This window comes from Rossellomorea aquimaris, assembly GCF_001877785.1.
Taxonomy (GTDB): Bacteria; Bacillota; Bacilli; order Bacillales; family Bacillaceae_B; genus Rossellomorea; species Rossellomorea aquimaris_A.
This window is the reverse complement of sequence record NZ_MINN01000128.1, coordinates 31,114-57,635: the sequence shown is the minus strand read 5'-3', so window position 1 is coordinate 57,635 and position 26,522 is coordinate 31,114. Positions and strand designations below refer to the sequence as shown.

General features: G+C 44.0%; 33 protein-coding genes, 1 pseudogene and 1 other annotated feature. Of the genes and pseudogenes, 4 read left to right on the top strand and 30 right to left on the bottom strand.

The features are described from left to right. Nucleotides 1-274: 274 nt before the first annotated feature. Nucleotides 275-1,267, top strand: a complete 993-nt coding sequence (locus BHE18_RS18745) for a metal ABC transporter solute-binding protein, Zn/Mn family (protein WP_071620032.1) — start codon at nucleotides 275-277, stop codon at nucleotides 1,265-1,267. Nucleotides 1,268-1,600: 333 nt separating this feature from the next. Here the strand turns inward: BHE18_RS18745 and BHE18_RS23340 are convergent, their stop codons facing one another. The 11 genes from BHE18_RS23340 to spxA all read right to left on the bottom strand — a co-directional run bounded on the left by BHE18_RS23340 (nucleotide 1,601) and on the right by spxA (nucleotide 6,510). Beyond that, a complete protein-coding gene (locus BHE18_RS23340) occupies nucleotides 1,601-1,759 on the bottom strand; it encodes a hypothetical protein (protein WP_171910753.1) in 159 nt (52 codons plus the stop codon). A 24-nt stretch (nucleotides 1,760-1,783) separates the two neighbouring features. Further along, nucleotides 1,784-1,963: a hypothetical protein gene (locus tag BHE18_RS18740; protein ID WP_071620031.1), complete on the bottom strand. Its 180-nt coding sequence runs from the start codon at nucleotides 1,961-1,963 to the stop codon at nucleotides 1,784-1,786. Between the two features lie 11 nt (nucleotides 1,964-1,974). Next, nucleotides 1,975-2,202, bottom strand: coding sequence for a hypothetical protein (locus tag BHE18_RS18735; RefSeq protein WP_071620030.1), 228 nt, complete (start codon nucleotides 2,200-2,202; stop codon nucleotides 1,975-1,977). A 129-nt stretch (nucleotides 2,203-2,331) separates the two neighbouring features. After that, a complete protein-coding gene (locus tag BHE18_RS18730; protein WP_071620029.1) occupies nucleotides 2,332-2,886 on the bottom strand; it encodes a DUF488 domain-containing protein in 555 nt (184 codons plus the stop codon). 111 nt (nucleotides 2,887-2,997) lie between these two features. After that, nucleotides 2,998-3,234: a DUF2651 family protein gene (locus BHE18_RS18725; protein ID WP_071620028.1), complete on the bottom strand. Its 237-nt coding sequence runs from the start codon at nucleotides 3,232-3,234 to the stop codon at nucleotides 2,998-3,000. Nucleotides 3,235-3,253: 19 nt separating this feature from the next. Then, on the bottom strand, nucleotides 3,254-3,679 hold the full coding sequence (locus BHE18_RS18720; RefSeq protein ID WP_071620027.1) for a DUF4181 domain-containing protein: 426 nt from the start codon (nucleotides 3,677-3,679) through the stop codon (nucleotides 3,254-3,256). A 443-nt stretch (nucleotides 3,680-4,122) separates the two neighbouring features. Beyond that, nucleotides 4,123-4,416, bottom strand: a complete 294-nt coding sequence (locus BHE18_RS18710; protein ID WP_071620025.1) for a hypothetical protein — start codon at nucleotides 4,414-4,416, stop codon at nucleotides 4,123-4,125. Nucleotides 4,417-4,561: 145 nt separating this feature from the next. After that, on the bottom strand, nucleotides 4,562-5,005 hold the full coding sequence (locus tag BHE18_RS18705) for a GNAT family N-acetyltransferase (protein WP_071620024.1): 444 nt from the start codon (nucleotides 5,003-5,005) through the stop codon (nucleotides 4,562-4,564). 221 nt (nucleotides 5,006-5,226) lie between these two features. After that, nucleotides 5,227-5,550: an IDEAL domain-containing protein gene (locus tag BHE18_RS18700; RefSeq protein ID WP_071620023.1), complete on the bottom strand. Its 324-nt coding sequence runs from the start codon at nucleotides 5,548-5,550 to the stop codon at nucleotides 5,227-5,229. Between the two features lie 75 nt (nucleotides 5,551-5,625). Then, on the bottom strand, nucleotides 5,626-6,039 hold the full coding sequence (locus BHE18_RS18695; protein WP_071620022.1) for an RrF2 family transcriptional regulator: 414 nt from the start codon (nucleotides 6,037-6,039) through the stop codon (nucleotides 5,626-5,628). Between the two features lie 75 nt (nucleotides 6,040-6,114). Next, entirely contained in the window at nucleotides 6,115-6,510 is a 396-nt protein-coding gene (spxA, locus tag BHE18_RS18690; protein ID WP_071620021.1) for a transcriptional regulator SpxA, read from the bottom strand. A gap of 291 nt (nucleotides 6,511-6,801) precedes the next feature. On the opposite strand from spxA, the gene BHE18_RS18685 reads away from it, so the two are divergent. Both BHE18_RS18685 and BHE18_RS18680 read left to right on the top strand, forming a co-directional pair. Next, nucleotides 6,802-7,284: a GNAT family N-acetyltransferase gene (locus BHE18_RS18685; protein WP_071620020.1), complete on the top strand. Its 483-nt coding sequence runs from the start codon at nucleotides 6,802-6,804 to the stop codon at nucleotides 7,282-7,284. Between the two features lie 23 nt (nucleotides 7,285-7,307). Continuing rightward, nucleotides 7,308-7,688 (top strand): FAS1-like dehydratase domain-containing protein, encoded by a 381-nt coding sequence (locus BHE18_RS18680; RefSeq protein ID WP_071620272.1) that lies wholly within the window; start codon nucleotides 7,308-7,310, stop codon nucleotides 7,686-7,688. Nucleotides 7,689-8,288: 600 nt separating this feature from the next. Here BHE18_RS18680 and BHE18_RS18675 read toward each other — a convergent pair. From BHE18_RS18675 to BHE18_RS18595, 17 genes are all read right to left on the bottom strand, one after another. Further along, nucleotides 8,289-9,698: a sensor histidine kinase gene (locus BHE18_RS18675; protein ID WP_071620271.1), complete on the bottom strand. Its 1,410-nt coding sequence runs from the start codon at nucleotides 9,696-9,698 to the stop codon at nucleotides 8,289-8,291. After that, nucleotides 9,688-10,386: a response regulator transcription factor gene (locus tag BHE18_RS18670; RefSeq protein WP_071620019.1), complete on the bottom strand. Its 699-nt coding sequence runs from the start codon at nucleotides 10,384-10,386 to the stop codon at nucleotides 9,688-9,690. The genes BHE18_RS18675 and BHE18_RS18670 overlap by 11 nt, the downstream gene beginning before the upstream one ends. Nucleotides 10,387-10,615: 229 nt before the next feature. Then, nucleotides 10,616-11,497, bottom strand: coding sequence for a peptidylprolyl isomerase (locus BHE18_RS18665; RefSeq protein ID WP_071620018.1), 882 nt, complete (start codon nucleotides 11,495-11,497; stop codon nucleotides 10,616-10,618). A gap of 323 nt (nucleotides 11,498-11,820) precedes the next feature. Then, nucleotides 11,821-13,095, bottom strand: a complete 1,275-nt coding sequence (locus tag BHE18_RS18660; RefSeq protein WP_083573885.1) for a S1C family serine protease — start codon at nucleotides 13,093-13,095, stop codon at nucleotides 11,821-11,823. Nucleotides 13,096-13,283: 188 nt separating this feature from the next. Next, entirely contained in the window at nucleotides 13,284-13,517 is a 234-nt protein-coding gene (locus BHE18_RS18655) for a hypothetical protein (RefSeq protein WP_141771937.1), read from the bottom strand. Nucleotides 13,518-13,642: 125 nt separating this feature from the next. Then, the gene (locus BHE18_RS18650; RefSeq protein WP_071620016.1) at nucleotides 13,643-14,080 is read right to left on the bottom strand and encodes a hypothetical protein; all 438 of its coding nucleotides are present in this window, start codon (nucleotides 14,078-14,080) and stop codon (nucleotides 13,643-13,645) included. A gap of 46 nt (nucleotides 14,081-14,126) precedes the next feature. Next, nucleotides 14,127-15,854 (bottom strand): phosphotransferase, encoded by a 1,728-nt coding sequence (locus BHE18_RS18645; RefSeq protein WP_071620015.1) that lies wholly within the window; start codon nucleotides 15,852-15,854, stop codon nucleotides 14,127-14,129. 182 nt (nucleotides 15,855-16,036) lie between these two features. Next, entirely contained in the window at nucleotides 16,037-16,516 is a 480-nt protein-coding gene (locus BHE18_RS18640) for a GyrI-like domain-containing protein (protein ID WP_071620269.1), read from the bottom strand. Nucleotides 16,517-16,544: 28 nt separating this feature from the next. Then, nucleotides 16,545-16,991: a GyrI-like domain-containing protein gene (locus BHE18_RS18635; protein WP_071620014.1), complete on the bottom strand. Its 447-nt coding sequence runs from the start codon at nucleotides 16,989-16,991 to the stop codon at nucleotides 16,545-16,547. A 114-nt stretch (nucleotides 16,992-17,105) separates the two neighbouring features. Continuing rightward, the gene (locus tag BHE18_RS18630; protein WP_071620013.1) at nucleotides 17,106-17,570 is read right to left on the bottom strand and encodes a GNAT family N-acetyltransferase; all 465 of its coding nucleotides are present in this window, start codon (nucleotides 17,568-17,570) and stop codon (nucleotides 17,106-17,108) included. A gap of 28 nt (nucleotides 17,571-17,598) precedes the next feature. Further along, a complete protein-coding gene (locus BHE18_RS18625; protein WP_071620012.1) occupies nucleotides 17,599-17,940 on the bottom strand; it encodes a n-acetylglutamate synthase in 342 nt (113 codons plus the stop codon). Nucleotides 17,941-17,981: 41 nt separating this feature from the next. Next, nucleotides 17,982-18,656 carry a RibD family protein gene (locus BHE18_RS18620; protein WP_071620011.1) on the bottom strand — a complete coding sequence of 225 codons (675 nt, stop codon included), beginning with the start codon at nucleotides 18,654-18,656 and terminating at the stop codon, nucleotides 17,982-17,984. Nucleotides 18,657-18,971: 315 nt separating this feature from the next. Next, nucleotides 18,972-19,529 (bottom strand): D-glycero-alpha-D-manno-heptose-1,7-bisphosphate 7-phosphatase, encoded by a 558-nt coding sequence (locus tag BHE18_RS18615; RefSeq protein WP_071620010.1) that lies wholly within the window; start codon nucleotides 19,527-19,529, stop codon nucleotides 18,972-18,974. Nucleotides 19,530-19,601: 72 nt separating this feature from the next. Further along, on the bottom strand, nucleotides 19,602-20,126 hold the full coding sequence (locus BHE18_RS18610; protein ID WP_071620009.1) for an AAA family ATPase: 525 nt from the start codon (nucleotides 20,124-20,126) through the stop codon (nucleotides 19,602-19,604). 70 nt (nucleotides 20,127-20,196) lie between these two features. Then, the gene (locus BHE18_RS18605; protein ID WP_071620008.1) at nucleotides 20,197-20,739 is read right to left on the bottom strand and encodes an AAA family ATPase; all 543 of its coding nucleotides are present in this window, start codon (nucleotides 20,737-20,739) and stop codon (nucleotides 20,197-20,199) included. A 134-nt stretch (nucleotides 20,740-20,873) separates the two neighbouring features. Then, on the bottom strand, nucleotides 20,874-22,511 hold the full coding sequence (gene metG, locus BHE18_RS18600; RefSeq protein ID WP_071620007.1) for a methionine--tRNA ligase: 1,638 nt from the start codon (nucleotides 22,509-22,511) through the stop codon (nucleotides 20,874-20,876). A gap of 54 nt (nucleotides 22,512-22,565) precedes the next feature. Further along, nucleotides 22,566-22,829 (bottom strand) — a binding site (T-box leader). Between the two features lie 128 nt (nucleotides 22,830-22,957). Further along, a complete protein-coding gene (locus tag BHE18_RS18595; RefSeq protein WP_071620006.1) occupies nucleotides 22,958-24,322 on the bottom strand; it encodes a VWA domain-containing protein in 1,365 nt (454 codons plus the stop codon). 157 nt (nucleotides 24,323-24,479) lie between these two features. Between BHE18_RS18595 and BHE18_RS18590 the strand changes: the two are divergent. After that, nucleotides 24,480-24,716: pseudogene (locus BHE18_RS18590) on the top strand (GNAT family N-acetyltransferase); the annotation flags it as partial. A gap of 103 nt (nucleotides 24,717-24,819) precedes the next feature. On the opposite strand, the gene BHE18_RS18585 reads toward BHE18_RS18590, so the two are convergent. Both BHE18_RS18585 and BHE18_RS18580 read right to left on the bottom strand, forming a co-directional pair. Continuing rightward, a complete protein-coding gene (locus BHE18_RS18585) occupies nucleotides 24,820-25,107 on the bottom strand; it encodes a hypothetical protein (protein ID WP_071620005.1) in 288 nt (95 codons plus the stop codon). 384 nt (nucleotides 25,108-25,491) lie between these two features. Then, a complete protein-coding gene (locus BHE18_RS18580) occupies nucleotides 25,492-26,367 on the bottom strand; it encodes a YitT family protein (protein WP_071620004.1) in 876 nt (291 codons plus the stop codon). Nucleotides 26,368-26,522: the final 155 nt, after the last annotated feature.

The following is a 26,522-nucleotide window of genomic DNA, read 5'->3' as shown; positions in this document are numbered from 1 at the left end:
TGATTACGATTTACCTGTTTTATACTATTCCTTTCGCTCTTAACTGTCAATTCTTTTTCCATTGCTTCTAAAACATCCCACCTCCCCGCGCACAGTCAGTCTGGGTAAATAGATTGGTTGAAACAGATCGAAAGAAGCAGGCCATTCACCTCTGCAAAACAGACTTATGACTTATGTTTGGTTAAGTTTTTACTCAAATCGAAATCATTACTATTTACAAATCGTAATCACTCCGATAAAATACCTGTTGAACAATAGAAAAGGAGATTTTCAGATGAAAAAAAATACCCTGCTTACACTAATTAGTACTTTAGTCATCTTAACGGCTTGCCAGAATGAGTCTTCAACGCTTTCTTCAGAAAATGAGCCAATATCCATCAAGACTTCCATCTATCCGCTCCACTACTTTGCTGAGCGGATCGGTGAAGATCAAGTGAAAGTCAGCACATTGCTGCCTCCAGGTTCCGATGCCCATACTTTTGAACCGACACCCAAAGATATGATTGAAATAGCAGAGTCAGATTTATTTATTTATAACGGACTTGGCATGGAATCTTATTCTAGTAAAATAGCAAAAGCCCTCAAGAGTGAAGACGCTCTGATGGTCGAAGCGACTGAAGGGGCGGATGTCATCTCAAGTTCCCACGGTCACAAGGGTGAACAAACTGCCGGAGAGGAAGGTGTACATGATGAACACGGCGATGGTTCCCACGAGGAAGAAGCTCACGACAAACACAGCGACGGTGATTATGACCCTCACATATGGCTTGATCCGACACGTGCCGATCAATTAGCCGCCAACATCCGTGATGCCCTGATTAAGGAAAAACCAGAAGAGAAAAAAAACTTCGAGAAAAATTATCAAGAGCTGGTAAAAGATCTTAATGAACTGGATAGAGAAATGAACGAAGTCACAAGTGAAAAAGACCATCCCGAAATCCTGGTTTCACACGCAGCCTATGGATATTGGGAAGATACTTACAAAATCGAACAATTGGCTGTTGCCGGATTATCACCGACAGATGAGCCGTCCCAGAAAGAATTGAAAGAAATTATAGAAACAGCAAATAAACACGGACTTAAATACGTCATTTTCGAACAAAACGTGACGCCCCGGGTTGCGAAAATCGTTCAAGATGAAATGAAAGCAGAGCCTCTGCGTATTCATAATCTATCGGTATTAACGGAAGAAGATATTGAAAAAGATAAAGACTATTTATCCTTAATGAAAGAAAATATTGAAACGTTGAAAAAAGCACTGGAATAGGATCATTTAGCTGCCGTAATCCTGGTAAATTTGACTAGGCAGCTTTTTTATTTCTCTCTTCCCCCGAACAGTACCTACACTTTTACCATTATTAAACTTTTATAATTTTTGCCTTCCGACTATAAACACTTAAACAAATCTTTCAAATTTATTTCAAAAATATAAAGAAGGTGAATCTATGATAAGATGAGGGTAATTTCATACAACTTGGGAGGTTGCAACATGGTCAATAGAAGAGTGATCGTCTTAGGGGTGCTTCTAGTCATCCTGCTAGTCGGGGTTTCACTGGTATCGATCTAACATACATAAAATAATGGTCAGGTTCCTTTGCTGTTAACAGCGGCGGACCTGGCCATATTCTTTTTTTAGTAACCTTGTGATGCCAAATAAGAATAATAACAGCGAAACCGGAAGTGTGTATATGGTACTTACCGGGGTGAGGTAACCTAGGAGGAATAGGATGATTGCAATAAAGATTGTTATGAATGCCATGGTTGTACCCCCTGTTCTTTCTTTTTAATGAGTCTTCTTAATCTGAAATACCAGAGCGACAACAAATAACACAGGCAAATAGAATAACACCCCAAATACAATGACAAAAGCTGTACCGTTAGGATCAGCTTCATCTCTTAGGAGCAATGCTATCAAACCGGCAAATAGCAGCAAACCAACACCGAATACTTTCAAGAACGTCATTTTCGTTTCATTTACTCCTTGCTCATCTTATTGGCGATGTCCCATAGCAGCCCGATAATCACCCCAAGTGAAATGGAGACCACATAAAAAGATGTCATATCCGTATCGGTGAGAATATTTAGTGACGTGTTTGCCGTCCACCCAAGTGCTCCTCCCGCAAAGGCACTGAACGCTGTGAGATTTTCTTTTTTCTTTACGTTTTGTTTGCTGTCTTTAATTCTCTTTTCTGCTTGTTCCATGTGGGTCACCTCTAATTCTTATATTTACAATTAACGTTTATTTTACCATAAAATGTATTAAGGTGGTGGAAAATTAGAACAAGCCTAATAAACATGAAATAAAAATATGTATCAAAGGTGCAATGACACCTACCCCTCCAGCTCCGGATAAACCACCGAACCATCCTCTTCAATTATCGGCACGGCACCCCACTTGCCGAGTTCATGACTGACCAACTCAGCCTCCCCGTCAGAACGATCAATGATATGCCGGACATCCCAGCCGTTCGCTTTCAGGACATTGCTGATCAGCAGCCGGTGGCACCTCGCAGGATGCCGTTCCGAACACATATAGGCAAGTCTTTTATCGGATGCAGCGATTTTCAATTCTGAGAGTCCCTTTTTGAACTCATCCGTAAGAGTGTAATCTGCGTAATTATGAAACGATCGATTATTCCAGCCTGCGTTCAGGTTTTCGCCGATCACACCGGATAAACGCCTCCTGCCCCCGAGACCCGGAAAATGGCTGTACCCGCATCCTGCTTCTGCCAGCCATTCCGACATGTTCTCCTTTTTGAACTGAGGGTATTTTCGGCTGGCGGGGAATGCACGGATATCCGCTATGTATTCGATTTCTGCTGCCTTAAGCATTTTGAGAAATTGGTCTTTGGTGTGAGTAGAGTGGCCAATTGAGTATACTTCCATGGTAGATCCGCCTTTCGTGACGAGTTTAATATACTATACCCGATAAGCGTCTCCTTACGCTTTCAATCATATAAAAAGAGCTTATCGGGACTTTGGATAACCTCTGCTCGTTCAGCTTCTTTTTTTACTGAATGCCTTTAAAATCACACCTGTCACCAGTGCCAAAAGAGTATATACAAATACCCATATCAAAAAGGTTTCGTTGAAAACTAAAAACAATGCAATCATTGAGGAGATGAAAACAAACGCCGGGGCTGCAAAAATATTCTTGAAGATTGCATACCCCGCTATCCCCAAGATAACTGAAATGACAGGTAATAAGATCAGAATTATGAAAAACACATTCATCGGACCGCCTCTTCCTCTTTTAAAATGAATTGCTTAAATATTGAACACCCAGTGTGAAAAACAAAATTAGCAGGACTGCCTGCAGGCTGGTTTCGAGTATTGTATATGTATATTCACGTTTATCTTCAATGTATTTCCATTCCATATAGATTTTTAGTAATTCACCGCTAATGAGAGAGACAACCAAAATCGTGTACGGATGGATATACCAATGATTCAGCTCAAAATCCGTAAGAAGACTTAATATGAAACCGGTTATTAGTACCGCTACAGTAATCAACCTAATCACTTTATCTAATTCTTTATGTTTTTCATTGACGATTCCGTAATCAAAAATTTTTCGTTTGGTGACACCAAGCCAACGGCTGATTCCAAGGTGGGCTGCGTACAAGAGCAGAATATAGATAAATATAAAGAGTATTAATTTTAAGAAGAAGAGTCCCATATTAAAACCCCTCCTTTCCATGTTTGCCTAAATAAAATAATCGAATATACTACCCGCCCCGATAAAGATAACGAAAAAGATCAATCCCATAAGCGAGATGATATATTCCTTTTCAGAGCGGTTTTATTTCCACTGAACGGCTAAATCAAAGGTGAAAAATAAAAAGATAATAAGGACAGTGATGATTTCAGAACCGTAGAAGCACATATTCACAAAGAACAGAGCCCAAAAGCCGCGTTCTATCCATTTAAGGACTGTGCATCTATCTTGAAGAGCCGTTCTCTGCTTATATGGGATTTTCAGTTTCTTTCGCATAAGCCATTCGAAGAGAAAAAATATTGCTGCTGAAATGGTAATGTAAATGAAAAAGGTATACATTTGTCGCCTTCATGTGTCTGTCTTCCTGCCGCTGTTCCTGAAACTTCACTCCTAATTATTTCAAATCACCTTTGTATGTTCAATGGTTTTTCTAGTTTATTCCAATCGATATAAAAAGCCTGTCCTTTGATTACTCCCTTACCAGGGATCAAAAGACAGGCTTGCATTTGAATGACGAAAAGCTTATAAAAATCCGGTGAAATTGAAGATTCCCATTGGTTTTGCAACCAATCAATGATGAAATGGCGATTTTTTTGATTTTTGGATAAGCCTGATACCCCTTTCAGTCCATTCATCAGCCCCAACCGATGTTTTTCATTCCACTTTTGAAAAATACATTCCTCTTTTACGATTTTCAATCCAGATTCCAGAAATACATTCCGGATTTCAGATTTTCATTCCACTTTTCTAAAATACGTTCCACTTGTCGAATAATCTTTATCCCAGGAGAACCGTCTCAAGGCCCAGCCCCCTTAGTTCTTCAAATCAACGTTCTAAGTTCAATCACTTTTCCAGCACCATATCAATATGAGGAATCCCATCATCCAAATAAGTCTCCGTTATCGCCCGGAACCCGAATGAACCGTAAAACTCCCTCAAATATTCCTGGGCCTGGATCTTAACTTCTGACTCTCCTAATTCGCCATGGATGAAATTCAATGACTTGTTCATCAGTTCGCCTGCCAGTCCCCGGCCGCGATATTCCTTTTTGACAAATACCCTGCCGATGGATGCTTCCCTATATGACACACCCCGGGGTAGAAGCCTGGCGTAGGCGGCTACCTCGCCATTTTCTTCTTTATAAAGGTGGTAAGAGTGAACGTCCTTCCCGTCGACTTCGAGGTACGGGCATTCCTGTTCGACCACGAAGACCTGGGTTCTCTCTTTTAAAATTGCGTACAATTCTGTAGTTGTCAGTTCATCAAATCGTTTAACCTTCCAGCTCATGAGTGTGACACCTCTTATGTATTATTTATCTTAACTATTATAGAATAGGCTTCTTCACCTGCAAACTGTGTGTACCCCAGAGTGGGCCGCTGTACCTGTCCCCCTGGCTACTACTTACCCTAGTATGAGCCGGGCACCTTGGCTCTCCTTCCACCTCCGGCCCACATAAAAAGTGCCCGACACCAACTGGGAAAACCAGCTGGTATCAGGCACTTCTTTTGTCATTGACCATTTTTCACCAGTTCCCTCATTGCGTTATATTTCTTTGAAAGCTCGAGGAACCACTCTTCATCCCCTGTAGAAAGGGCGAGGTCAATCAGGAAGCAGATTTGTTCTTTATTCGCTATTTTGGTGTCGGGCAGCTTCTTCACATCTTTGGCTAACAGCGGGATGACAGAGCCTTCAATTTCCCTGTTGTCGCTTGTGATGACCTTGGCTTTTACGGTCGTTCCCTGCGGATCAAGATTCTCGATATAGCCGATGATCAATTCCCCTTCCAGGGAAGTCGCTTTTATCCAATCGCCTTTTGTCAGGATTTTGTTCATTTATTCCACCTACTTTTTTAAACTGAAATAATTTTTATTACATTTAAGTTAAAGGAAAGGCCGATCCCTTTCATGTCATTTCTCTTTTGAAATCAGATCGACGATGTCTTTTATCGTATATTGTTTCAGGTACTCGCCAAGATGCTCTTCCGCTCCGAGAAAGATGGTGAACAGCACCTTGTGCATATTCGCTCCGACGACACACGCTTCATTCGACTGCGGACACTTTGGCTGCAGCGCGCCTTCCGACGTGAGCGTGTAGATGTCCCAAAGGCTCACTTCGCAGAATTCCTTTGCAAAAAGAAATCCTCCGCCGGTCCCTTCTTTCGATTTGATGATTCCGTGTTTTTTCAGTAAGCTCAGGACCTTCCGGATACGGACGGCATGGACGCCTGCACTTTCTGCGATGGCATCGCTTTTCGACATCCGGTCATTCTGCAGGGCGAGATACGTTAAACTGTGAATGGCCAGAGTAAAATCACTATTCATGGGCTTCCTCCTACTTTCTATCTGCACGGTAATCGTATATGCTACAGATCAGCCAGTCAAGTCTGCCGGGCCATCCTAGTTCGCTTCTTTCATCAATTCATGATAGTTGAACGTACGAAGCTTCCTTGGCAGGAAACTGCGGATCTCTTCGTCGTTATAGCCGACCTGGATCCGTTTTTCATCCAGCATGATCGGTCTCTTCACCATTTTCGGATTGTCGATGATCAGCTGATACAAGTCTTTAAGGGGAAGTGACTCAAGATCGACGTCTAATTCCTTATATGTCTTGGAATTTGTCGAGATGATCTCTTCTGTCCCTTCCTCCGTAAGACGCAGGATCGACTTGATTTCATCAACTGTCAGCGGATCAGCCAGGATGTTCCGTTCCGTATACTCGATTCCGTGTTCCTCAAACCATGCCTTTGCTTTTCGGCAGGAAGTACAGCTCGGTGTGACGTATAATGTAACCATATTATCCACTCCTTTAACGTTTCTATATCGGTTATGTGAAGTTCAGTTTAAATGTAACAATTATTCTTACAGTTAGGCTTTAAAAAATAGTTCCCTTCTTCGATTGAGAACTTAACGTTACTGTAATTATAATATTTACAGTTGAAGATGTCAATAGCAGGTATATCGTTTGAATACTTCTAACCTTTTCCCTTACCCCTTCTGCTTTAAACCTCCCCTCTCATTTCATATTTCCAAAAAGGAAATTCATGGTAAAATATTCTCTATAAGATACCGAAGTGAGGTCGTAAGATGAACGTCATTAAAACCATAAACCTGCCTCAAAAAGTGTTAAATGATTTCTTCAACACCCACTGGGGAAGCCCGCAGATGGTGATTTCAAGCGGAGTGTACAACTGCTCAGAACTGGATGGATTCGCCATAATGAATACCAAAGATCAGGTCATCGGACTTATTACATATGTCTTCCGGAACAATGAGTGTGAGATCATCTCCCTGGACAGCCTGGAGGAAGGCAATGGAATCGGCACCATCCTTGTGCAGGAAGTCGAGCGTGCCGCACGCCATCATCAATGTGGGCGCGTTACGCTTGTCACGACAAATGATAATTTACTTGCATTGAAGTTTTATCAAAAACGAGGTTTTAAATTAGTGAAGATTCATAGAAATGCCGTCGCACGCGCGCGGGAGATCAAGCCTGAAATCCCGCTGATTGGGATTGCCGGGATTCCGCTTATGGATGAAATTGAACTTGAAAAGCGATTAGAGGGCTAGTGTTTGATGAAAGGATGATTGAAATGACTTTAAAAGTAGGCGATATCATTTCGTTCGAACGCCGTTTTACGATAGAAGACGTGAGATTATTCTCAACGATTTCAGGAGACGAAGGCATTCATCACATGACCCCTGATGAACAGGGGAGACTCGTGGTCCAGGGACTTCTGACAGCGACACTTCCCACAAAGGTGGGCGGAGATCACAATGTCCTGGCCCGGACGATGAATTTCGAATTCCAGCGGCCGGTGTTCACGGGCGATACAATACGATGCAGTGTAACTATCAATCGTTTTGAAAAGGATCGACGGAACCGGAAGGCGATCAGAGCTTCCTTCCAATGTGAGAACCAGGATGGGAAAACGGTTTTGACCGGGGGATTTGCCGGAGTGATTCTAGACTGATAAGTGAAGCGGGTAAAGGGACTATCCCTGACCCGCTTCTTTCATGTTGGTTGAATTGATACACCCTTGTCCCCTTCTTCTTTTCTATCATCTTTCATCTATTCAATTCCTCACATTTAATATAAAGTTGTACCACATAATATAGTATTTCGTGCTATGCAAATGGTTCGGGACAGAGGGACAGGTTCGTTGTCCCATTTTTATGATTGAATGTGAGTTTTGGGGCTGCTTATGGTTCGTTCGCGGACCACAGCTTTATACTTTTATGAAAAATGATAGATTAAAACTATAGATTTAATAGTTTATGCAGTTACTTGCTCAGTTTGTGACTGATATCTTTTGGAATTAGTCTTCAAGCTGTGGACCTGGCCGCCGAATCATTGATATCCACCACGCTAGGAAGCTATTCAATCCACTTTTTTAGTTTTCCGATCCAAATCCTATAAATACGTTCCACTTTTGAATTTTTCAAGCAAGATTTCAAAAATACATTCCACTTTCACCAGAATACGTGCAACTTGTCGAATAATCTTCACCAAGTCTCAGCTTGGGACGTGAATGGGACAAGGTACCTGTCCCCCCGACCCGCTCCCCATCCGCCTAAAGCGGCAGTCGGATGACAAATCGGGTCCCGTTTCCTTTTTCACTGAATACATCAATAGTTCCGTCGTGCATCAGTACGAGCTGCTTCACGATCGAAAGTCCGAGACCGAATTCGCCGTATGGGTTATTGGTCCGGGAGAGGTCGGCTTTATAGAATCTCCGCCAGATGGATTTGACCTCTTCCGGGTCCATGCCGATTCCCGTGTCTTGGATTTCGATGATGGTTTCTTGATTGGAGGATGAGCCGCTCAATGTAATACTGCCTCCGTTTGTAAATTGGATGCTGTTTTTTGTGATATTGATCAGGATCTGGATGAGCCGGTCGTAGTCGGCGTGCACCTTAGCCTTGGGATCTGCGTGGATCCTGATTTCATTGCCTTTTTCTTCAGCTTGAAAATCGAGCTGCTCCTTGATGACTTCGAACACATCAAGCAGCGGGACGGTAACTTTTGTGATCGTGATCTGGTTGGAGCGGATTTTTTCATAATCCAGGTTTTCGTTAACGAGCCTGATCAGACGCATCGTCTCCTGGCTGACGAGTCCGAAGCTTTTTTCTTTTTGTTCTTCTGGGATCATGTCGTTCCTGATTCCCTCAATAACGCCGCGGATCGTAGTCAGCGGTGTCCTCAGTTCGTGCGACACATCCGCCATGAACTGCCTTCTCCGGTTTTCAAGTGTATCGATTTCTTCTTTGGAGAGCTTCAATTTTGTGACCATTTCATTGAAGTCAGCGGCTAGATCACCGATTTCATCGAAGTTGGAGCTCGGCACGTGGACATCGTAATTCCCGGCTGACACACGTGATGCCGCCTCCCTGATCCGCTGGATTCTTTTCACATGCAGCGTTGATAAAAGCAGGGAGATCAACACTGAAATCGCCAATGCGAGCAGTACTATATATAAAAGATATTGATTGATTTCAGTCAGCATCTCCCTCGTGCCGCTGATCGGGGAAATCAGGATGAGTCCGCCTACCAGCTGGTCATTGATGACCCGTGGCATGATGACCAGAGATACAGCCTGATTGAAGCGGCCGAAATCTTTTTTCAACGGGACGGTTTCCCCGCGTTCAATTTTACTCCATTCTTCTTTGGACAATTTGATCTGCGGGTACACCCCGCCTCTCGAGTAGGATACCTCCCCTTTTCGGTTGAAGGTGATCAAATCAATATCCCGTGCCTGAAGCAGGTTGCTGTATTCCTCCAGATAAAGCGGCCTTCTCGGAGTCGGCCGTTCGAGGTCCGATAGAATTTTTTCCCCGTACGAACTCAGTTCCTCCACCTTATTTTCATAAACAAGATTCTCGACATAATGGGAAAACAGGGTGCCGAGGATAAGGAAAGCGATGATGAGGACGGTTGTATGGCTGAGAAGCAGCTGATACAGGTATCTGAATTTAACCTTCATCACCGGCCGCCGTCTCATCGAATTTGTAGCCTACGCCCCAGACCGTATGCAGATACGGTTTTTCCTTGCTTCCGATCTTATTGCGCAGACGCTTGATATGGACATCGACCGTCCGTTCATCTCCGTAAAAATCATATCCCCACACCCGTTCGAGCAGCTGCTCCCTTGAAAATACCTGACGCGGATGACGTGACAGATAATAGAGCAGTTCGAATTCCTTCGGCGTCAGGTTCGTAAGGGGTTCACCATTCAGCAGGACCTCGCGGGTTTCTTTACTGATCATGAAGTCAGACGTCGCCACATCCTGGGAACCGCTGTTCTTATCCCCCTGATAACGGCGGACAACGGCGCGGATCCTCGCCATCAACGCAAGCGGTGAAAAGGGCTTGGTCACATAATCATCGGCACCGAGCTCGAGGCCGAGCACCTGATCGGATTCGCTGTCCTTCGCCGTCAGCATGATCACCGGGACCTGCGAACCCTCGTCCCTGATTTTCCTGCAAATCGAGACGCCGTCCATCCCCGGCAGCATCCAGTCAAGGATGATGACGTCCCAACCGCCTTCCTTATAACGCTTGTACCCTTCATTCCCATCGTGGACAAATTCACCGCGGATGCCTTCTTTTATAAAAAACATCTCCAGCATCGACGTGACGCTTTCATTGTCTTCAACTACCAGCACGTTCATCCTCATCTTCCTTTCCAGTTATAATCTTCGGGCAACGGACTGCTTGAGCAGTCCCGTATCTCTATACCTGAATTATAGTCGTTTCAGCCATTCTGTTCTATTGATAGCATGCAGAAAATCCCCGCACCCGGCGGAGATTTCTTCATAGTGTCCTTATTATTTTGGAGCCGACAGCTGTGGAATGTATGTGGAGTCACGCTGTTAAGAGTTCTATTGCCATTCAGGCAGATTAACTTTTCAAGCGGTTCTCTATATCATACTTCTCTTTCTTCTCTTCAAGCCAGTTTCCATATTCAGCTTGCATCGCCTGATCGACCAGGATGTCCTTTATTTCATCCTTATGATCCTCAAGAACCGCTTTCTTCGCTTCTTTCTTATCCGTCACCTTGATGATATGGTAGCCGAATTCCGTTTTGACAGGATCACTGATTTCACCTTTCTTCATCGCAAATGCCTTATCCTCAAATTCCTCCACCATTTCTCCTTTCGCAAAAAATCCGAGCTCTCCGCCCGATTCAGCGTTGGACGTATCGGTGGAATACTCTTTCGCAAGTTCTGCAAAATCGCCGCCGTCATCAAGCTTTTTCTTCACTTCCTGTGCAGTCTTCTCATCCTCCACAAGAATATGACTCGCTTCCACCTGCTCTGCCTGGGCAAACGAATCCTTATTCTCATCGAAGTATTCTTTAATTTGATCATCCGTGATGGAAACCCTGTCCTTCAGTAATTTTTCCGTCGTCAAGTACGTCTCGATATTCTTCTTAAGCCCGTCAACACTAGCACCGCTGGATGCCAGCGCTTCATCAAAAGCCTCGTCGCCCCCGTATGATTCTTTGATCGACTGAAGCTCATCCTCTATCTCACTGTCCTTAATCGTAATATCTTTCTTCTCACCCTCAAGCTCCACGATCTTCTCGGCAATCAGCGTATCAAGCGCAGCATCCCCATATTGATCCACAAGCGTCGAGTACAGTTCATCCTTACTGATCGACTCCTTCCCTACCTTCGCCACCACTTCTTCCTTCGAAAATCCAAACGCAGCAAGCAACGCGCCTGTGATAACAACAAATCCTAAAATACTCCATAATGTGATCGATTTCTTTTTAGTCAATGATCCGCTCTCCTTTTTGTTGTTTTTGGGCGGGATTCAGCTTGTACCTGGAACAAGCCTGCTTTTTGGTGCCTGGCTCAAATCATCATGTTTGTGCCTGGCTCAATTCAACCGTTTTGTGCCTGGCTCAATTCATCCGTTTTTGTGCCTGGCTCAATTCAACCGTTTTGTGCCTGGCTCAATTCATCATGTTTGTGCCTGGCTCAAATCATCACGTTTGTGCCTGGCTCAAATCATCACGTTTGTGCCTGGCTCAAATCATCACGTTTGTGCCTGGCTCAAATCATCACGTTTGTGCCTGGCACCACACTCCAAACTCCCGACTAGTTCACCATTGCATTACTCGTCAATGTCAGACTGATTGTCTCCTCTTCTTCTCCACGGAAAACGGTCAGCTCTATTTTATCCCCTACCTTCAAGTCAGCGTATAGCTGTCTTCTTAAATCGGCAGCGTTCTCAACCTGGGTTCCGTTCAGCTCTGTGATGACATCGCCTTCTTTGATCCCTGCTTTGGCTGCAGCTGAAGTGTTATCAATGCTTGCGACGACCACACCGGAATCCACTTTATCAGGCAGACCTCGAAGATAACTGCGCGGCACATCGGCAAGGTTGGTCATCCCGATTCCGATATACGGGCGTTCCACTTTCCCTGTTTCGATGATTTCACTCACAATCGGCATGAAGTCTTTACTTGGAATCGCAAAGCCAAGACCTTCCACTCCTGAGTTTGAAATCTTGAGGCTGTTGATTCCGATGAGCTCGCCTTTTGAATTCAAAAGCGCTCCGCCGCTGTTCCCTGGATTGATCGCGGCATCTGTCTGGATGACATTCAATTCGGTTTCACCTGCTGATGTATCGACTGAAATCGTCCGGTCGACAGCGCTAACGATTCCCTGGGTCACGGTCCTTGATAAATCCAGGCCGAGCGGATTCCCGATCGCAATGACCTGCTCGCCGGCACGCAGCGCATTGGAATCGCCTACTTCCAGCAGATTATCCGCATATTTGCCGTCAATTTTCAGTACGGCCAGGTCTGTCAGCGGGTCGGCACCGATCAATTCGGCTTCCGTTTTCTCGCCGTCATAAAGCGATACTTCAATTTTTGAAGCTCCTTCAATAACATGGTTGTTCGTAATGATATAAGCGCTGTTTCCTTCTTTTTTAAAAAGGACCCCCGATCCTGTACCGGCAGCTGCTTCTTGTGAGGCACCCGTGAAACGGTTCCCCTGCTGCTGATAATTCACGACTCCGACAATGGATTGTGAAGCGTCCTCTACGATACTCGCAATATCCCCGCTTGTTCCGGCAGAAACTTGAGTGGGAGTGATATCTGAATTTCCAGATGACCCTGTTTGCGATGAACTTACTGCTGATTGTTCAACTTTCGGCTGTGTGAGGTCTTCATAATAATCGGTATGCGGCAGGACTGTCAGAGTCAGCACCGACCCGATGATCCCGGCACTCACCGTAGAAAGAAAGCCTTTACCTTTAAAAGGTTTCTTCGGTTTTGCACTTCTTTGTTTTTCCTCGTTGATTACTTCTTTTGGATTATCTTCTATATGTGTCAATTTTTCATTCTGATTGTTAGGTTCGAACATTTTTACTTCCTCCTTTGAATTTTTTTCTGCTTATCGTTGCTGTTGATTTCATCTTAGAAGGAAAATATTACGAAATTATTAACAATCTATGTACAGGGTGGGAAGTTTTCAGGAATAAAAAAAAGCCGCGGGGACAGGTACCGCGGCCTCACTTCGAAAGCGTGCCGGCATACCTGTCCCCGTGGTTTTTATGAAAGGAAAAAATAAATTCCTTTAAAGAACAAGACAATATCACCAAGTGCCCCTATACAGAAAAACACAAAATAATAGCTTGCTTTCGTAATTTCTTTTGAGAACAGTTCCTTGATTGCCTGGATGAATAATTCATCAAATTTGAACCAGCCTAAGATCCATCCGATAAGCAAAAAACTGACAATCGCCACTACTGATTCCCCCTTATTTATCTTTGTAAGTATTTTCATGAAGTCCTCTAAGGTGTCAGCTTTAAGGAACCGTACTAAATTTTATCATAAAAATCGGCCCTTGCCGCCGGCATGCCGGGGTATGGACCATTGCTTAATCTGGTGAAAAACTGAATGCCCCGATTTCACCCATCCGAAACAATCAATCCCCTTAACTTCTTCGTAATTTCCGGGGGTGCGTGATAAATGGTGTCATCCCCGATATACACGAAGGTGCTCGCATCTCCTTCATCGCCAAGCCATAAATGAATGCCGTGTGTGGGTAGGGCCTCCTCTTCGGATTCATACTGCACCATGAGATCATAATCAGGTTCCGTCAGATCCACTTTCCCTGGCTGCTTGCGAGCAGTCGTGATGGCTGTTTTGAAAATGGAAAGGGAGTCCTTATCCTTGAATGACCTCAGGACTTCCTCATTCATCCCTCCCAGCCCTTTCGAACCCGATATGTCCACTGCGGTGATTTTCTCCTCCAGCAGGACCATCTTTTCTGATCGGTCTTGCTGACAAGTTGCGAGAAACATGGCAGCTGCAAAAACCGATACAACTATTACTAATTTTTTCATGTGAATCGCCTTCCTCTTTTGCATTAACGCCTATAGTTGTGACACCTTACCGGGTCAACGTACCTGTCCCCCTGACCCACTCTTCCTTAAACTCGGTCAGGGTTTGGTGGCGGCTGGTCCGATCATCGCTGACTGCTTTGGTTGCTGTATTGCAGAGTTCGCCGCTCAGCCTCCATTGGTCGCGGGAACGGTCTGTTTCGCCGCCGAACAGGGCGAAGGCGGTTGCTCCCATTAGGTAGACATTGGTGGCTTCGTCTATTTCCGCCCCAAGCTCGAATTCTTCCGGGGACATGAAGCGTGATGAGCCCCACATCCTCCCCATCTCATTTATATAGGGACGTTTGGAATAGAGGTCGATATCGCAGATGAATGTCTTTTCTTTTTTAAAATCATACAGGATGCTGCCGTCGTAAAAATCGATGGCCACGTAACCTTTGGCAATTACGTGTATGTGAAAATCGATGATATCGTTGAACACACCGAGCCTTGTTCTATCTGGCATCATCATGAATTTCTCCCTGGAAAGGGGATACATTCTTCCCATGCATTCACCATCTGTCCATTCAAAAATGGCTGCAAACCCGCCGCCGACTTCCTCCGTCCGGATCAGCGGGATCAGGTGAGGGTGGGCCAGTTCCTTATAAACGTGAGCGGCAGCTTTCAGTTCAGCGACAGCATCTACCGGTTTACCACTGTACCTCACTGTCGGGGCACCTGCGAATTTTATAAAATATCGGCCGTCACCATTCTTCACTCCAAAGCAAATATTGCCGGAATCTTGATCGTCATACACTTTGAAGACTTCCCCGTACTGCTCCATGAATGAAAAGTCGAAAGGAGATTTCAATTTGTATGGAATCCCGTATATGTACTGAACATAGAAGTTTTCCAGATACCAGGTCGGCACCGGATTGTTCATGTCGTCGAACCATTCCATGACTTCTTTTGCCTGCTCCTTCATGACCTCAACCTCTTTTTCTCCAAAAACAATCGCCCAAGATATTGACGACAGCATATTACTGCTTATGTAAAAAGCCATGAGCTTGAAGAACTCCTGTGGCGGTCTGCCGCCAAAGTATCCGTTGAGCTGTCCGGTGGCAAAATGCGGACTTGCAGAAGCACTCCACACGATCCTGTTGAACTCTTCCCACGGATCACCGAAGTCATGACGGTTGAAATCGATGATAGACAGTTCCTTTTCTTCAGAAATGACCATATTTCCAACGTGATAGTCTCCGTGATGAAACGATTGCGGCCGTCCCCGGAGGAGATACCTGTTTGCTTCTATGTATGCAATGATCTGGTCACCGCCGTCAATTTTAATCGGGCAGTCCTTATACTGTTTGATCTTGCTGTCCGCTTTCCGGTTGAACTTCATTTCCCAACTCTCTTCATCGGCAGGTGCAGGGACCGAGTGGATCTGACGGAGATACCGGCCCGATTTCAGCCCCAGCTCATACTGTTCCGTATCGGTCAGCTTTGGCAAAACCTCGGCGGCATCTTCACCGTCGCACCAAGTAAAGAGTGTGTAGACACTCTCCCCGTCGTCGCATAAGCCAAATTCAAGCGGGTTCGACATCGAAATCCCCTTTTCCGCCAGCTGCTTCATCGCTTCAAACTCACTTTTCTTCATCTCATACTGGGAGCGGTCCGCCGTCCTGAGAAGCAGCCTCTCACCCGTAACAGTCTCCACGTAATACTTCTTATCACTCGACCAGCCCTTATTGACCGGTTCAATCACCTTAAACCTGCGATCAGTTTTAATATCCAGCATCACAGCACCTCCAAGCGGGTCAGGGGGACAGGTCCCTTGACCCGCATATCATCCTTATGTAGGTTACAAGTTTCATAACCCTAATTTTACCAGCAGATACTACATAATGATATAGGGATGGTTCTTAATTTTTTCATAAAAAGAACCCAGTCTGATCGACCGGGCAGGGGTAAGCCATTGAGTTAGAGGACCGGGTCACACAGGTCCACGATATCTTCATTCTCCGTCCATTTCGAATAGATTTCCAGTGTCCATTTATCCGGGGTCCTTTTATGGCCATTCTCATGGATCCATTGATGAAGATGGTCATATACGCGGTGAATTTCTGAAGCACGACCAGTGAAATTCAATACGGCATATTTCTGGAGAGGGACTGTCAGCTTGACCATGCCTTCGGGGATCTCCTCAAAGTCATGAACCTCGAAACAGGACCAGTACCCGTCATCTTCCTCTGATGTCTCTGAAGCTTTGAAAGCACCGATCAGTTTAATCGGCTCGACCAGGTGTTTAATTTCCTTTTCACGTTGAGCGAGCTTCAATGAAGCTTTCGGGATTTCTTCCTGAAAATCTGCTATGTCACCGCCGACAACCCGGAAACCTACTAACTTTTTCTCCTCCATTGTCTTTACTCCATCCAGACTTAACGATTTTACATTCTCCATCTCTTCAGTACCCCTTTCAATCATTTGCTTAGGCATAAACCGGCAAATATACTTCTACCTCTTCGTCCCCGTTTTCCACAGGGTGGTACGTCTCCACAATATAAGCGTCCGGGTTCCGCCTGAATCCCTGCTCCTCCGCCCACTTCACGAGCCCCTTATGCAGGCTGCCGATTTGGTCGATGCTCCCTCTCGCAGTCACGTACTCCTCGTTCAGTTCGATTACATCCATCCCGTCTGGTACGTCATTCGTCCCTTCGTCGACAATCAGCCCCACATAATACTGGCCCTCCAAGTGATGTTCATCCTTTTTTGGTTCAAAGACTGCAATTTCAGTACCCGCCAGGTGTTTATAGTCCGCTGCCTTCGCCATAAATTGCCGGGCTGCTTTCGGTATCTCTGTACCAAACTCAGCATATGCTCCATTATTCTTCATGCCGATCAACCTGAATTGGTGTTTGATTTTTTTATATTCCATTGTGCATCTCTCCTTTTACCTGTTTAGTTCTTCTTTCGGACATCCATCTCCTTTAATTTGGAATATTTAAAAAAGAACTTATCCTCCTTTGGATAAGTTCTTTAAAACTCACATTCATTTATTAAGCACTAAATAATGACTCGACCCAGGATAAAGATCCCCCCTCGAAAATCCAACCGCCCGGTAAAACCGATCACCCTGTTCTGTGTCTGTGTGAAGCACCACTATTTCATAGTGTCTTTTTGCCTCGTCTATGATTCTATTCACCAGCAGGCTGCCTATACCGCTTCTCCTTACCTCTTTGCTGATATAAAATCTTCTCAGTCTGCCTATGTTTTTATCTTTGGAAAAGGGATCCCTGTTCAAACCGCCGATCGCAGCCGGGATCCCTTTTTCGTTGAACACTCCGATCAGAACTTCCCCTTCACGGTTAAACGTGTTGCTTCCACTTTTATAATCATTGACTAATCTTTCTAAGAACCGAAACCCATCTTCTTTGCTTTGCTCTATCAAACTATGTAAATCAATATCAAGCAGGTTGACGATATGTTTCAACTCAAAGTTCCCAGTTCCGCGCATTCATGTCCGTCCTCTCAAGAATCCGATATTATTTTACTTCCTCCACAATCGATTCTCCTTCACTCTGGTCATGATCAAGCCATTTCCAGTTTTCATGGAGCCTGATCCTGCCATCATACAGAATTTCAGGTGTGGAAGTGCACTGCCCTCCCCGTATTTCATTTTGGACGTTTACATGGTTGTATCGGAAGGTTAAGGAACCATCTTCTTTCACAATCCCCATCAGCGTACCTTTCTTAATTTCGCCTCCGCTATACGCCGCTGAAAGGATATTACCGTCTTGCTTGTATTCAAAAAACGTTTTTGAGGAAACTTCACCGTTAGCCGTATTTTCAGTTGATACGAATGTCCGTCCATTATAATTGATCATGTGTATCGCTCCTTTTTTAATTAACTTTGATCCTGGAGTCCTTACCTCTTCACCTTATAACGGAGCCAAACCGACCCATTCCCGACACGCTGCAGATCTTTCAACTCCAATTTTGCCGCACCGTCCAGTCCTTTTAAATCCTCAGAATCAAAGAGTGACGGAGTGGAAGTTCCCCCGACCGCTAAAGGAGCCATCACCAAACTGATTTCATCAACGAGCCCCTGCCTCAGAAATGCTCCATTTATCGTACCGCCACCGCTCAGTCCCAATCTCCTGAAGCCAAATTCATATAATTTGTGGAGGGCAGAAGGAAGATCAATGTACTCTCCTCTGCCTGCCGTGATGTATTGAATTCCTTTCTCGTTCAACTGCTGCATATATGAATCTGACACGTCTTCTTTCGTCACGACCAATAATCCCTCTGTCTGGTACCAGTCAATGCGCCCTTTCCCATCAAATACAATGTACGCCTTGGATTTTTGAGGTTCATAAATTGGCTGATCGAGTTCCACCCAATCCTTCCCCCAGACGATTAGACTTTCGCTGCCAGATACCAACCCGTCACACTCCAGCTCATCATACAGCCGGTGCGTGATTTCATTCGCCCCGCCTTCGACCCCGGCCGCTGTCCATTCGGCTACATTTTTACCCGGTGCTGTCGTCATCTTCCCGTCGATTGAAGAGAAGACGTTTACGATTACTTCTGGTCTATTCAAAATAAAATCCCTCCTTTTTTCAATGCTATAGGATTTAAAAATTATTTTTTTGCTGGCTTCAAAGAATCAAGCGCCTCCACACACCACAGGGTATTACAAGCCCTCAATTTGGCGATTTGATAATATATCTCTATTTTTGATAATAAATAAATGGTTTTTGATAATATATCCAAGTTTTTGATAATAACTTGGCCGTTTTTGATAATATAATTTTTCCTGAGTCAATAATACCCCTCTTACCAACAGGTCTACTTTCCATATAGAAGCTTTTTGAACCGACAAAATAAAAGAATTGCTTATTAAGTTGAAAAAAGTCTATGTATCCAGCAAATCCCCACCTATCCACGCCACAGCCTCTCTCAAATCCTCTGCAATGAAATCCGGTTCGATTCCTGCCCAGCTCTCCCGGTATTTAGTAAGGGAGCTTTCACCCCAGCCTGTTTTCACGAGCACTTTTTTGGCACCTGCAAGGTGTGCCGCTGACATATCCGAACTTCCTGTATCGCCTACAACATAGCATTCTTCAAGTTTTAAACCATACTTCTCTTGTGCTTTCAGTAATAATCCAATTCTAGGCTTCTGACAGTCACAGCCGTCCTCAGGGTGATGCGGACAATAAAGAATATCATCGATGAAAGCCGACTTACGTTTCAATTCGTCTTTCATCAACTCGAATCCTCTCACTAATTCCTCCTCTGTAAAATAACCTCTGCCCACCCTCGTTTGATTGGTGAACAGAAAGATCTTTATTTCCAATTCATTGAGCAACCTAATCGCACCCGGAGCAAAATCATACAGCGCAAACTCAAATGGATGCATCCCGCCGCCGGTCCCTCCTATGGTTCCGTCACGGTCTAGAAACACAGCTTTCATGCGTAGACCTCCACCAGACTATAAAATTTTCACCAAAATGGTTCCCTGCTTTCTAACTTCACAATCTATAAATCACTCCACCAAATATTCCATAACCTCATCTATATATGTATCCAGCCCCATACTCGTATCCACCACCAAATATCGATGACCTTCGGGCTTCTTACTATTTTCAAGAGTCTTCTTAAATCCCTCAAGAGATTTAACCTCTCTTATCTGGCTTATCTTTCTTTCTCTGTTTTTCAGACGTTCGTTGATTAAATCAAAATCATCGAGGAAACATTTAACATACTTATATGAAGCACGATACTTCCGTGCCAGGTTAGTTCCTTTTATAATCATTTCCTGGTACAGGCAAGGGCTGTCAAAAATAACGTTTCGCTCCTGGGATAATATTGATTCGATGATAGACCAATCGATGTGATAAGAAATGCTCCCTGATGTCTTTCCGTCCATTCCCGCTCCCTCTGGAGTCTCCAGCAATGCAGTCTTTGTTACATCATGATCAATGACGACGGCTCCCGTTCTGCCGGCGATCTCGCGTGCCAGGGCAGACTTGCCCGAACCCGGGAAGCCTGACATTTGTAGAAAAAACATGGATATACCTCGATTCTGATTTGTTTCGATTTAATTCAAGAGGCCACAAAAAAGCGGTGTATACTAGCGACTAATCACTTTTCTCTAAAGCTTCCCTAATAAAATTTATAATCTCGTTGATTGGTAACATTCCATCAACAATTAAATCTGAATTAGGTTTTATTGTCTCTAACATGTGAAGATAAGCTCTTCTTCCTTTATTGATGTAGAAATCGAGTTCCACAAATACGTTCTCTGAAGGATGATTACTATAATCCCTTATCAGCCTTCTGGCCATAGCCATATCTAAAGGAGTATCTATGAAAATAGCGTAATCAATGAATTCATTAGCTTGACTATGTAAATGGGCAAATGGAAAATCCAATATGAGGTAGTCCAAAGCTTCCATCCTTATCGCTTTTATATCTCTGATAAGGGGAGACAGGTCCCATTCATCCGGATGTCCCCCATTTTCAATCCATTTGATAAAATCATCAGGCCCTTTAAAATCATAATCATCGAATAATAGCGATTTACTATTTGGCAAAGTTCTGTTCAGTTGTTTTGTTATTGTTGTTTTTCCTCCACCTGAAATGGCAGCAATTGCAATGGTTAGAGGGTGCTCTTTTTTCATAGACTCCTCCTTTATACACTTCAATTAACTTAATTCTAATTATTCCAAAAATAACCACATTCTACAATGTTTATCTAGAATAAAAAAGCCCGATAGCAGGATATCGAGCTTTTTCCATCAGAGAAATATAACTTCTAACTTGAAACCCCTTCTTTCAATCTGCTTAACTCCTCCTCAATCTCCCTCAAATCAATCCTCTTATAAAGCGGCTCGATGTCTTTAAGAGTCAATACCCCTGACTCAATTTCCTCCCACTTAAAATCATTCAATCCAAGCATGCCTTTCACTTTCGCACTCGAAAAAGGGAGAAAAGGCTGCAGGAGCTGTGCAAGGTTTGAGATAATGTAAATGCAATTGGCCATCGTATTATCACAGGAAGGCTTTTCTTCATGAATTTGTATCCAGGGTTTTTGCTGATCAAAGTACTTGTTGGCATAGCGCACAAACTCAAACAGGGTGTCCAAAGATTTTTTTAATTGTGCATCTTCGATTAAAGCTCCCACCTCTTTGTAGAGCTGACAAATCTTCATTTTAATTTCTCTATCAATTTGTCCTTCAGGCACGATACCGTCATACGATTTTTGAATGAACTTCACTGTGCGGTTGACAAAGTTGCCATACGCACCAAGAAGTTCGCTGTTGTGACTGTAGATAAATTCACGCCATGAAAAGTCAGTATCCCTGTTTTCAGGTGCATTGATGGTTAAGAAATAGCGGATGGAATCCGGGTCATATCTCTTTAAAATGTCCGGGACCCAGACAGCCCAATTTTGACTCGTCGACAGCTTCCGTTTTTCCAAAGTCAGATATTCATTTGAGATAATATGTGTGGGCAAAGCTGGATTGTTGAGACCCATTAAGATCGACGGCCAGATGACAGTATGGAACGGGATGTTATCCTTCCCGTGAATATAATAGGAGATGGTTTCCTCATTCAACCAGTCTTCTATTTTTTCATTTGCATGTTTTGCCCATTCCATACTTGCCGTTAAATAGCCCGATACCGCTTCGATCCACACATATATTTTCTTGTTTTCAAAACCGGCAACGGGAACATCGACTCCGTTTGGCAGGTCACGTGTCACCGCCCTGTCCGGCACCCCTTCTTTTAAATATCTGCTCGTTAAAGAAATGGCATTTTCCCGCCATCTGGTCTCCTTCTGTGCAAACTTCAAATATTCTTGTAACCTCTCCTGGAATTTGCTGAATGAAAAATAATAGTGCTCGGTTTCTTTGATGGCAGGCTGGTTCCCGCAGATTTTGCAGCGCTTGTCTATTAGTTCAAGTGGATCGAGGATCGCAGAACATTGATCGCATTGATCCCCTCTTGCTTTTGCCCCGCAGATAGGGCAGGTCCCTTCTACAAACCGGTCGGGTAAAAACTGTTGATCGGTTTGGCAGTATGCCTGCTCGATTTTCTTTTTATAAAGGTATCCATTTTCCAGCAGCTCCAAAAATATGGCCTGCACAGACTTATGATGATGATCAGCGTCTGTACGGGTATAAAGGTCATAGGTGAAACCCAGTTTCGTAAAGCACTCTTCGAATTCTTGATGATAACGGTTGGCAATTTCCTCCGGCGTGGTATGCTCCTGGTTTGCCCGTATCGATATCGGTGTCCCGTTACAATCGCTGCCGGAAACATACAGGACACGTTCGCCTTTCTGCCTGTAATATCTGGCCAGAATGTCCCCCGGCAATAACGCCGCGATATGCCCCAAATGAAGTGAACCATTCGCATACGGCCATGCCCCTCCAATTAATATAGTCATCTTTCTTCCTCCTTTTAAAAATAAAAAACCCCCGCCCCAAGACAAACATAGTTGCCTAAGGACGAGGGTTATCTCGTGTTACCACCTTGATTCACTGATCACTCGCATGATCAGCCTCACTAAGTACGGAGAGAATGGACTCCCTTATACTTTGACATTTGTAACGAGTGTCAAATCTCGTCAACATCTATTCCAACCGGGAAGTCGATGCTGCTGCTCATAGGCCATTTTCACTCAACGATTTTCTGCTTCTTTTCAGCTCCCGAAGCTCTCTGGAAGAAAATGATGTTGAATTACTTTCCTTATCATTGCATTTGTTCTTGTTATTTTCCTTATTATGCCACAACTTAGAAGTTTTTAGAAGCATGTAATGAATTGATAAATTTGCAAGCATCATTGCTTCTCCAGGAGAAACGAGCCAATGTACCTGTCCCCCTGGCTCAGCTTCAATAAGTTTTATGGTAATACTCGGTCCATTTCGCATTCCCTTCATTGTAGAACTCCCGCCAGACATCATTCCCGTTGTGGTATGAATCCTGCCAATTGTCGGTGGAAGTGTGATAGCCGTATTGCCAAATATCAGTCTGGCGATCATAGAAGCGACTCCACACATCCCCGGCATTCTCTAACTTCCGTTCTTCCTCAAGATAGGCGATCAACTCTTCCGCCCGTTTAAATTCGAGTTCAGATTTATCCATGATGGAATTACCGGTTTCTGTTGCCAGATTCATCAATTCTTCACTTTTTTCATCTGCTTGCTTCATTCCTTCTGCTTTCCATTCGTCCCACGCATCCATCATCCGCTGATATTCTTCTTCCCAATACTTTTCTAATTCCTGCTTTGAATCGACATAGGAAAATTCGCCGTTCCCAGCCTCGGCCACTTTTTTCAGAAGGGTCTGGGCTTCGTTATCAACCTGGAAACCTATGATGTTAATGATCGGCTGGATTCCTTCGCCTGCAAGTTTTTTCGCTTCTGCCACAGGGTCGCTGCCGCAAGTTTCAATACCATCACTTACGACATAGACAATCGATGCAGCCGCATCTTCCGGTATATCGCTTTTGGTTTCAGAAAGTGCTTTTCCGATCGGGGTCCATCCTTTGGCTTCCAGCTTATCCATCGCCTCTGTCACTTTAGCGGAATCCGCCCCGCCCTCATAGATCCTTTCCGTCGCCCCGCAGGATAATTCTTTATCTTTATCGGCACTTGAGCCCTTATGGCCGTAAACCCTGATTGATAAAGTACTGTTTCCGGGGAGGGTCTCGATAAAGCTGTTGATGGCATCCTTTGCTTCATCCATCCTGGTACCATTTTGGTTCTTGGCATTCATACTGCCGCTTGCATCTAATAAAATGGCGAAATGCGATTTTTTAGCTGCCGGCTCTTCTGTCTTTTCGTCAGGCCGGCTGACATCGACATTCACTGAGGGATCGAATTTAATAAATGTTTCCGTTTCCTCATGATAATCCTCATGGATCAAGGACAAGATTGCACGTTCAATTTCATCCTTGCTTGCATCTTTCGGCAGTTCATCAAGCTTTTTCTTCGCTTTTTGTACATCATACTGGTCTCCGCTTAAAGGGCCCGGCTTTCTCATCAGTTGATTCTCTATCTCAGTCAGTTCCCTTCCTGCATCCGACGCTTCATAATAGTCTGGTTCTTTATTCCACCATTGTTCAGTTGGTTCTTCTTTTTTCACTTCTTCTTTTGGCGCTGCATCAGTTTTTTCACTGGTTTCTTTTTTGTCATCAGAACCGCAGCCTGCCAGAATAATCGCTGCAGAACATATAAAGGTCATTAATTTTCTCAAAACATTTCCTCCATTATCATTCTTCATATCTATGTACCTACTAAATCATTGTAAACAAAATGCAGAGTGGATGATGATCTTTTTTTACAAATAGAGGGAATTCGATACTTTATACCTACCCTTCCCACTAGAGACTAAAAAAGATGCTGGTAAGACAGAGTCCCTGGCACTCGCTCCCGTTTCTGTTTTGCCCGCATATCAACATAAAGGAATCGGAAGCATTTTGATCCGAACAGCCATTAAGAAGGCACGAGAACTTAGTTCCAGCTCAATCATCGTGCTGGGTCACAAAGATTATTACCCTAAATTCGGTTTCCAACGGGCTTCACGGTGGAATATCAAAGCTCCATTCGAAGTTTCTGATGATGTATTTATGGCATTGGAATTAGTTTAGGGGGCTCTTGAAAAAACGCAGGGGATTGTGCATTATTCACCGGCATTTTTGAATAGCGATTTTTAACGGCAGCCATTGCGCTGCCGTTTTTCGATTCACTCGCCTAAGGTGCCGGCCGAAGAAACTCATCTGCTAATTCCATTACAAAAGCATAGGCAAATAAACTTAATGGAAGCAGATTAACAAACAAAGCAAACATTCTTTTCGCTATATTTTCTTTACTGAACATGGAAACTATGCTTAAAGGGATGCCAACTACGGAAAGGAGAAAGGAAAATGTGCCGATTCCTTTTGGTACGGATGTATAAAGCGACAAGGGAATAACCACAATCGTGATGATCGCTATAAAAAATGAGATGGTAGTGAAGACTTTTAGATTATTCCTATCCATTTGATACACTCCTTCTCAAATCTAAAGGCAGATTTTTAATAGACTCATAGACATAAAAACTGCAACAATGATATAAAAATAGCCTGTTTTAAGTTGTTTATCCATTAACTGTTCGATTCCCCATAATAAAAACGTGACTGATAAATAGAAGAAGAAAACATAGAACGGTATCCGGACTTTTTCAATAAAAAAATGCGTGAATCAACTCATTCCACCCCTACTCTGTATAATTTGGGACTGAACGCATGTACACCCATCTACCAATTATTTCAAAAACCTGTTATCTTCTCAAGGCAATTTTCCCATAAAAAAAGACTTACCCTAATATGGATAAGTCTGATCCTGGAGGAGACCCCGAGGATCATGCTGTGGGGGGACAAGAATTTAATGAATATCTCTTTTCTTGAAATTTCCGCCCTTCACTTCTGCCACTTCATATACGGTAACAAAGGAGTGCGGATCGATTTCATTAATGATTTCTTTTAGTTTTGTTTCTTCCAGGCGGTTGATGACGCAGGTGATTTCTTTGAATTTTTCGTGTGTATAACCGCCGTATGCTTCTTTGTAGGTAGCACTGCGGCCCAGTCGGTCACGAATGGTTTCAACCATTAGCTCCGGCTCGGTCGTGATGATCTGGAATGTCTTCGATCCGCTCAGCCCTTCTTCTACGATATGTATGACTTTTGCAGCGATGAAGTAAGCAATGGCTGAAAGGATGGCTCCCTGAAGACCGAACACCGTTGAAACAATTGCAAAAACTCCGACATTCAGCATCAGGATAAAGTCATTGGTCCCGAACGGCAATTTTCTGGAAAGCAGAACTGCAAGCATATCGATTCCATCCAAGGCACCCCCGTTACGCAATGCGATACCGAGGCCCAAGCCAAGGATGATTCCGCCGACAACCGTGATTAACAGCGTATCCCCTTCAATGATGGCCGGCGTGTGATGCATCAATTTCGTCCCGATCGCCAGTGAAGCGATACCGAGTATCGAATTGATGGCGAAACTTTTACCGATTTGTTTATATCCCAGCCAGACGAAAGGGATATTCAGTAAAGCAATCAGAACCCCCAGCGGCAGGCCAAACAGCTTTGACCCGACGATGCTTACACCGGTCACGCCCCCATCCGACACGTTGTTTGGTATTAAAACGGTTTCCAGGCCATAAGCAGCAATGAATCCCCCGAGAATGACCATAAATCCCCGGAAGATCAACTTTGCCTTATTACCGGCCCTGTGTTTTTTGATTGTACTCATGTTATTCCTCTCTTCGTTGATAGTGTTTTTTTAGTTTACCACATTGGATCGTTTTTTTGTTATGGGGATGCATGGTGTGTTGGAAATTGGTTTCCACAAATACACTGACAGGTATAACAAGCGGTTGGACGCAGGTTTTGATAATATATTTCTGT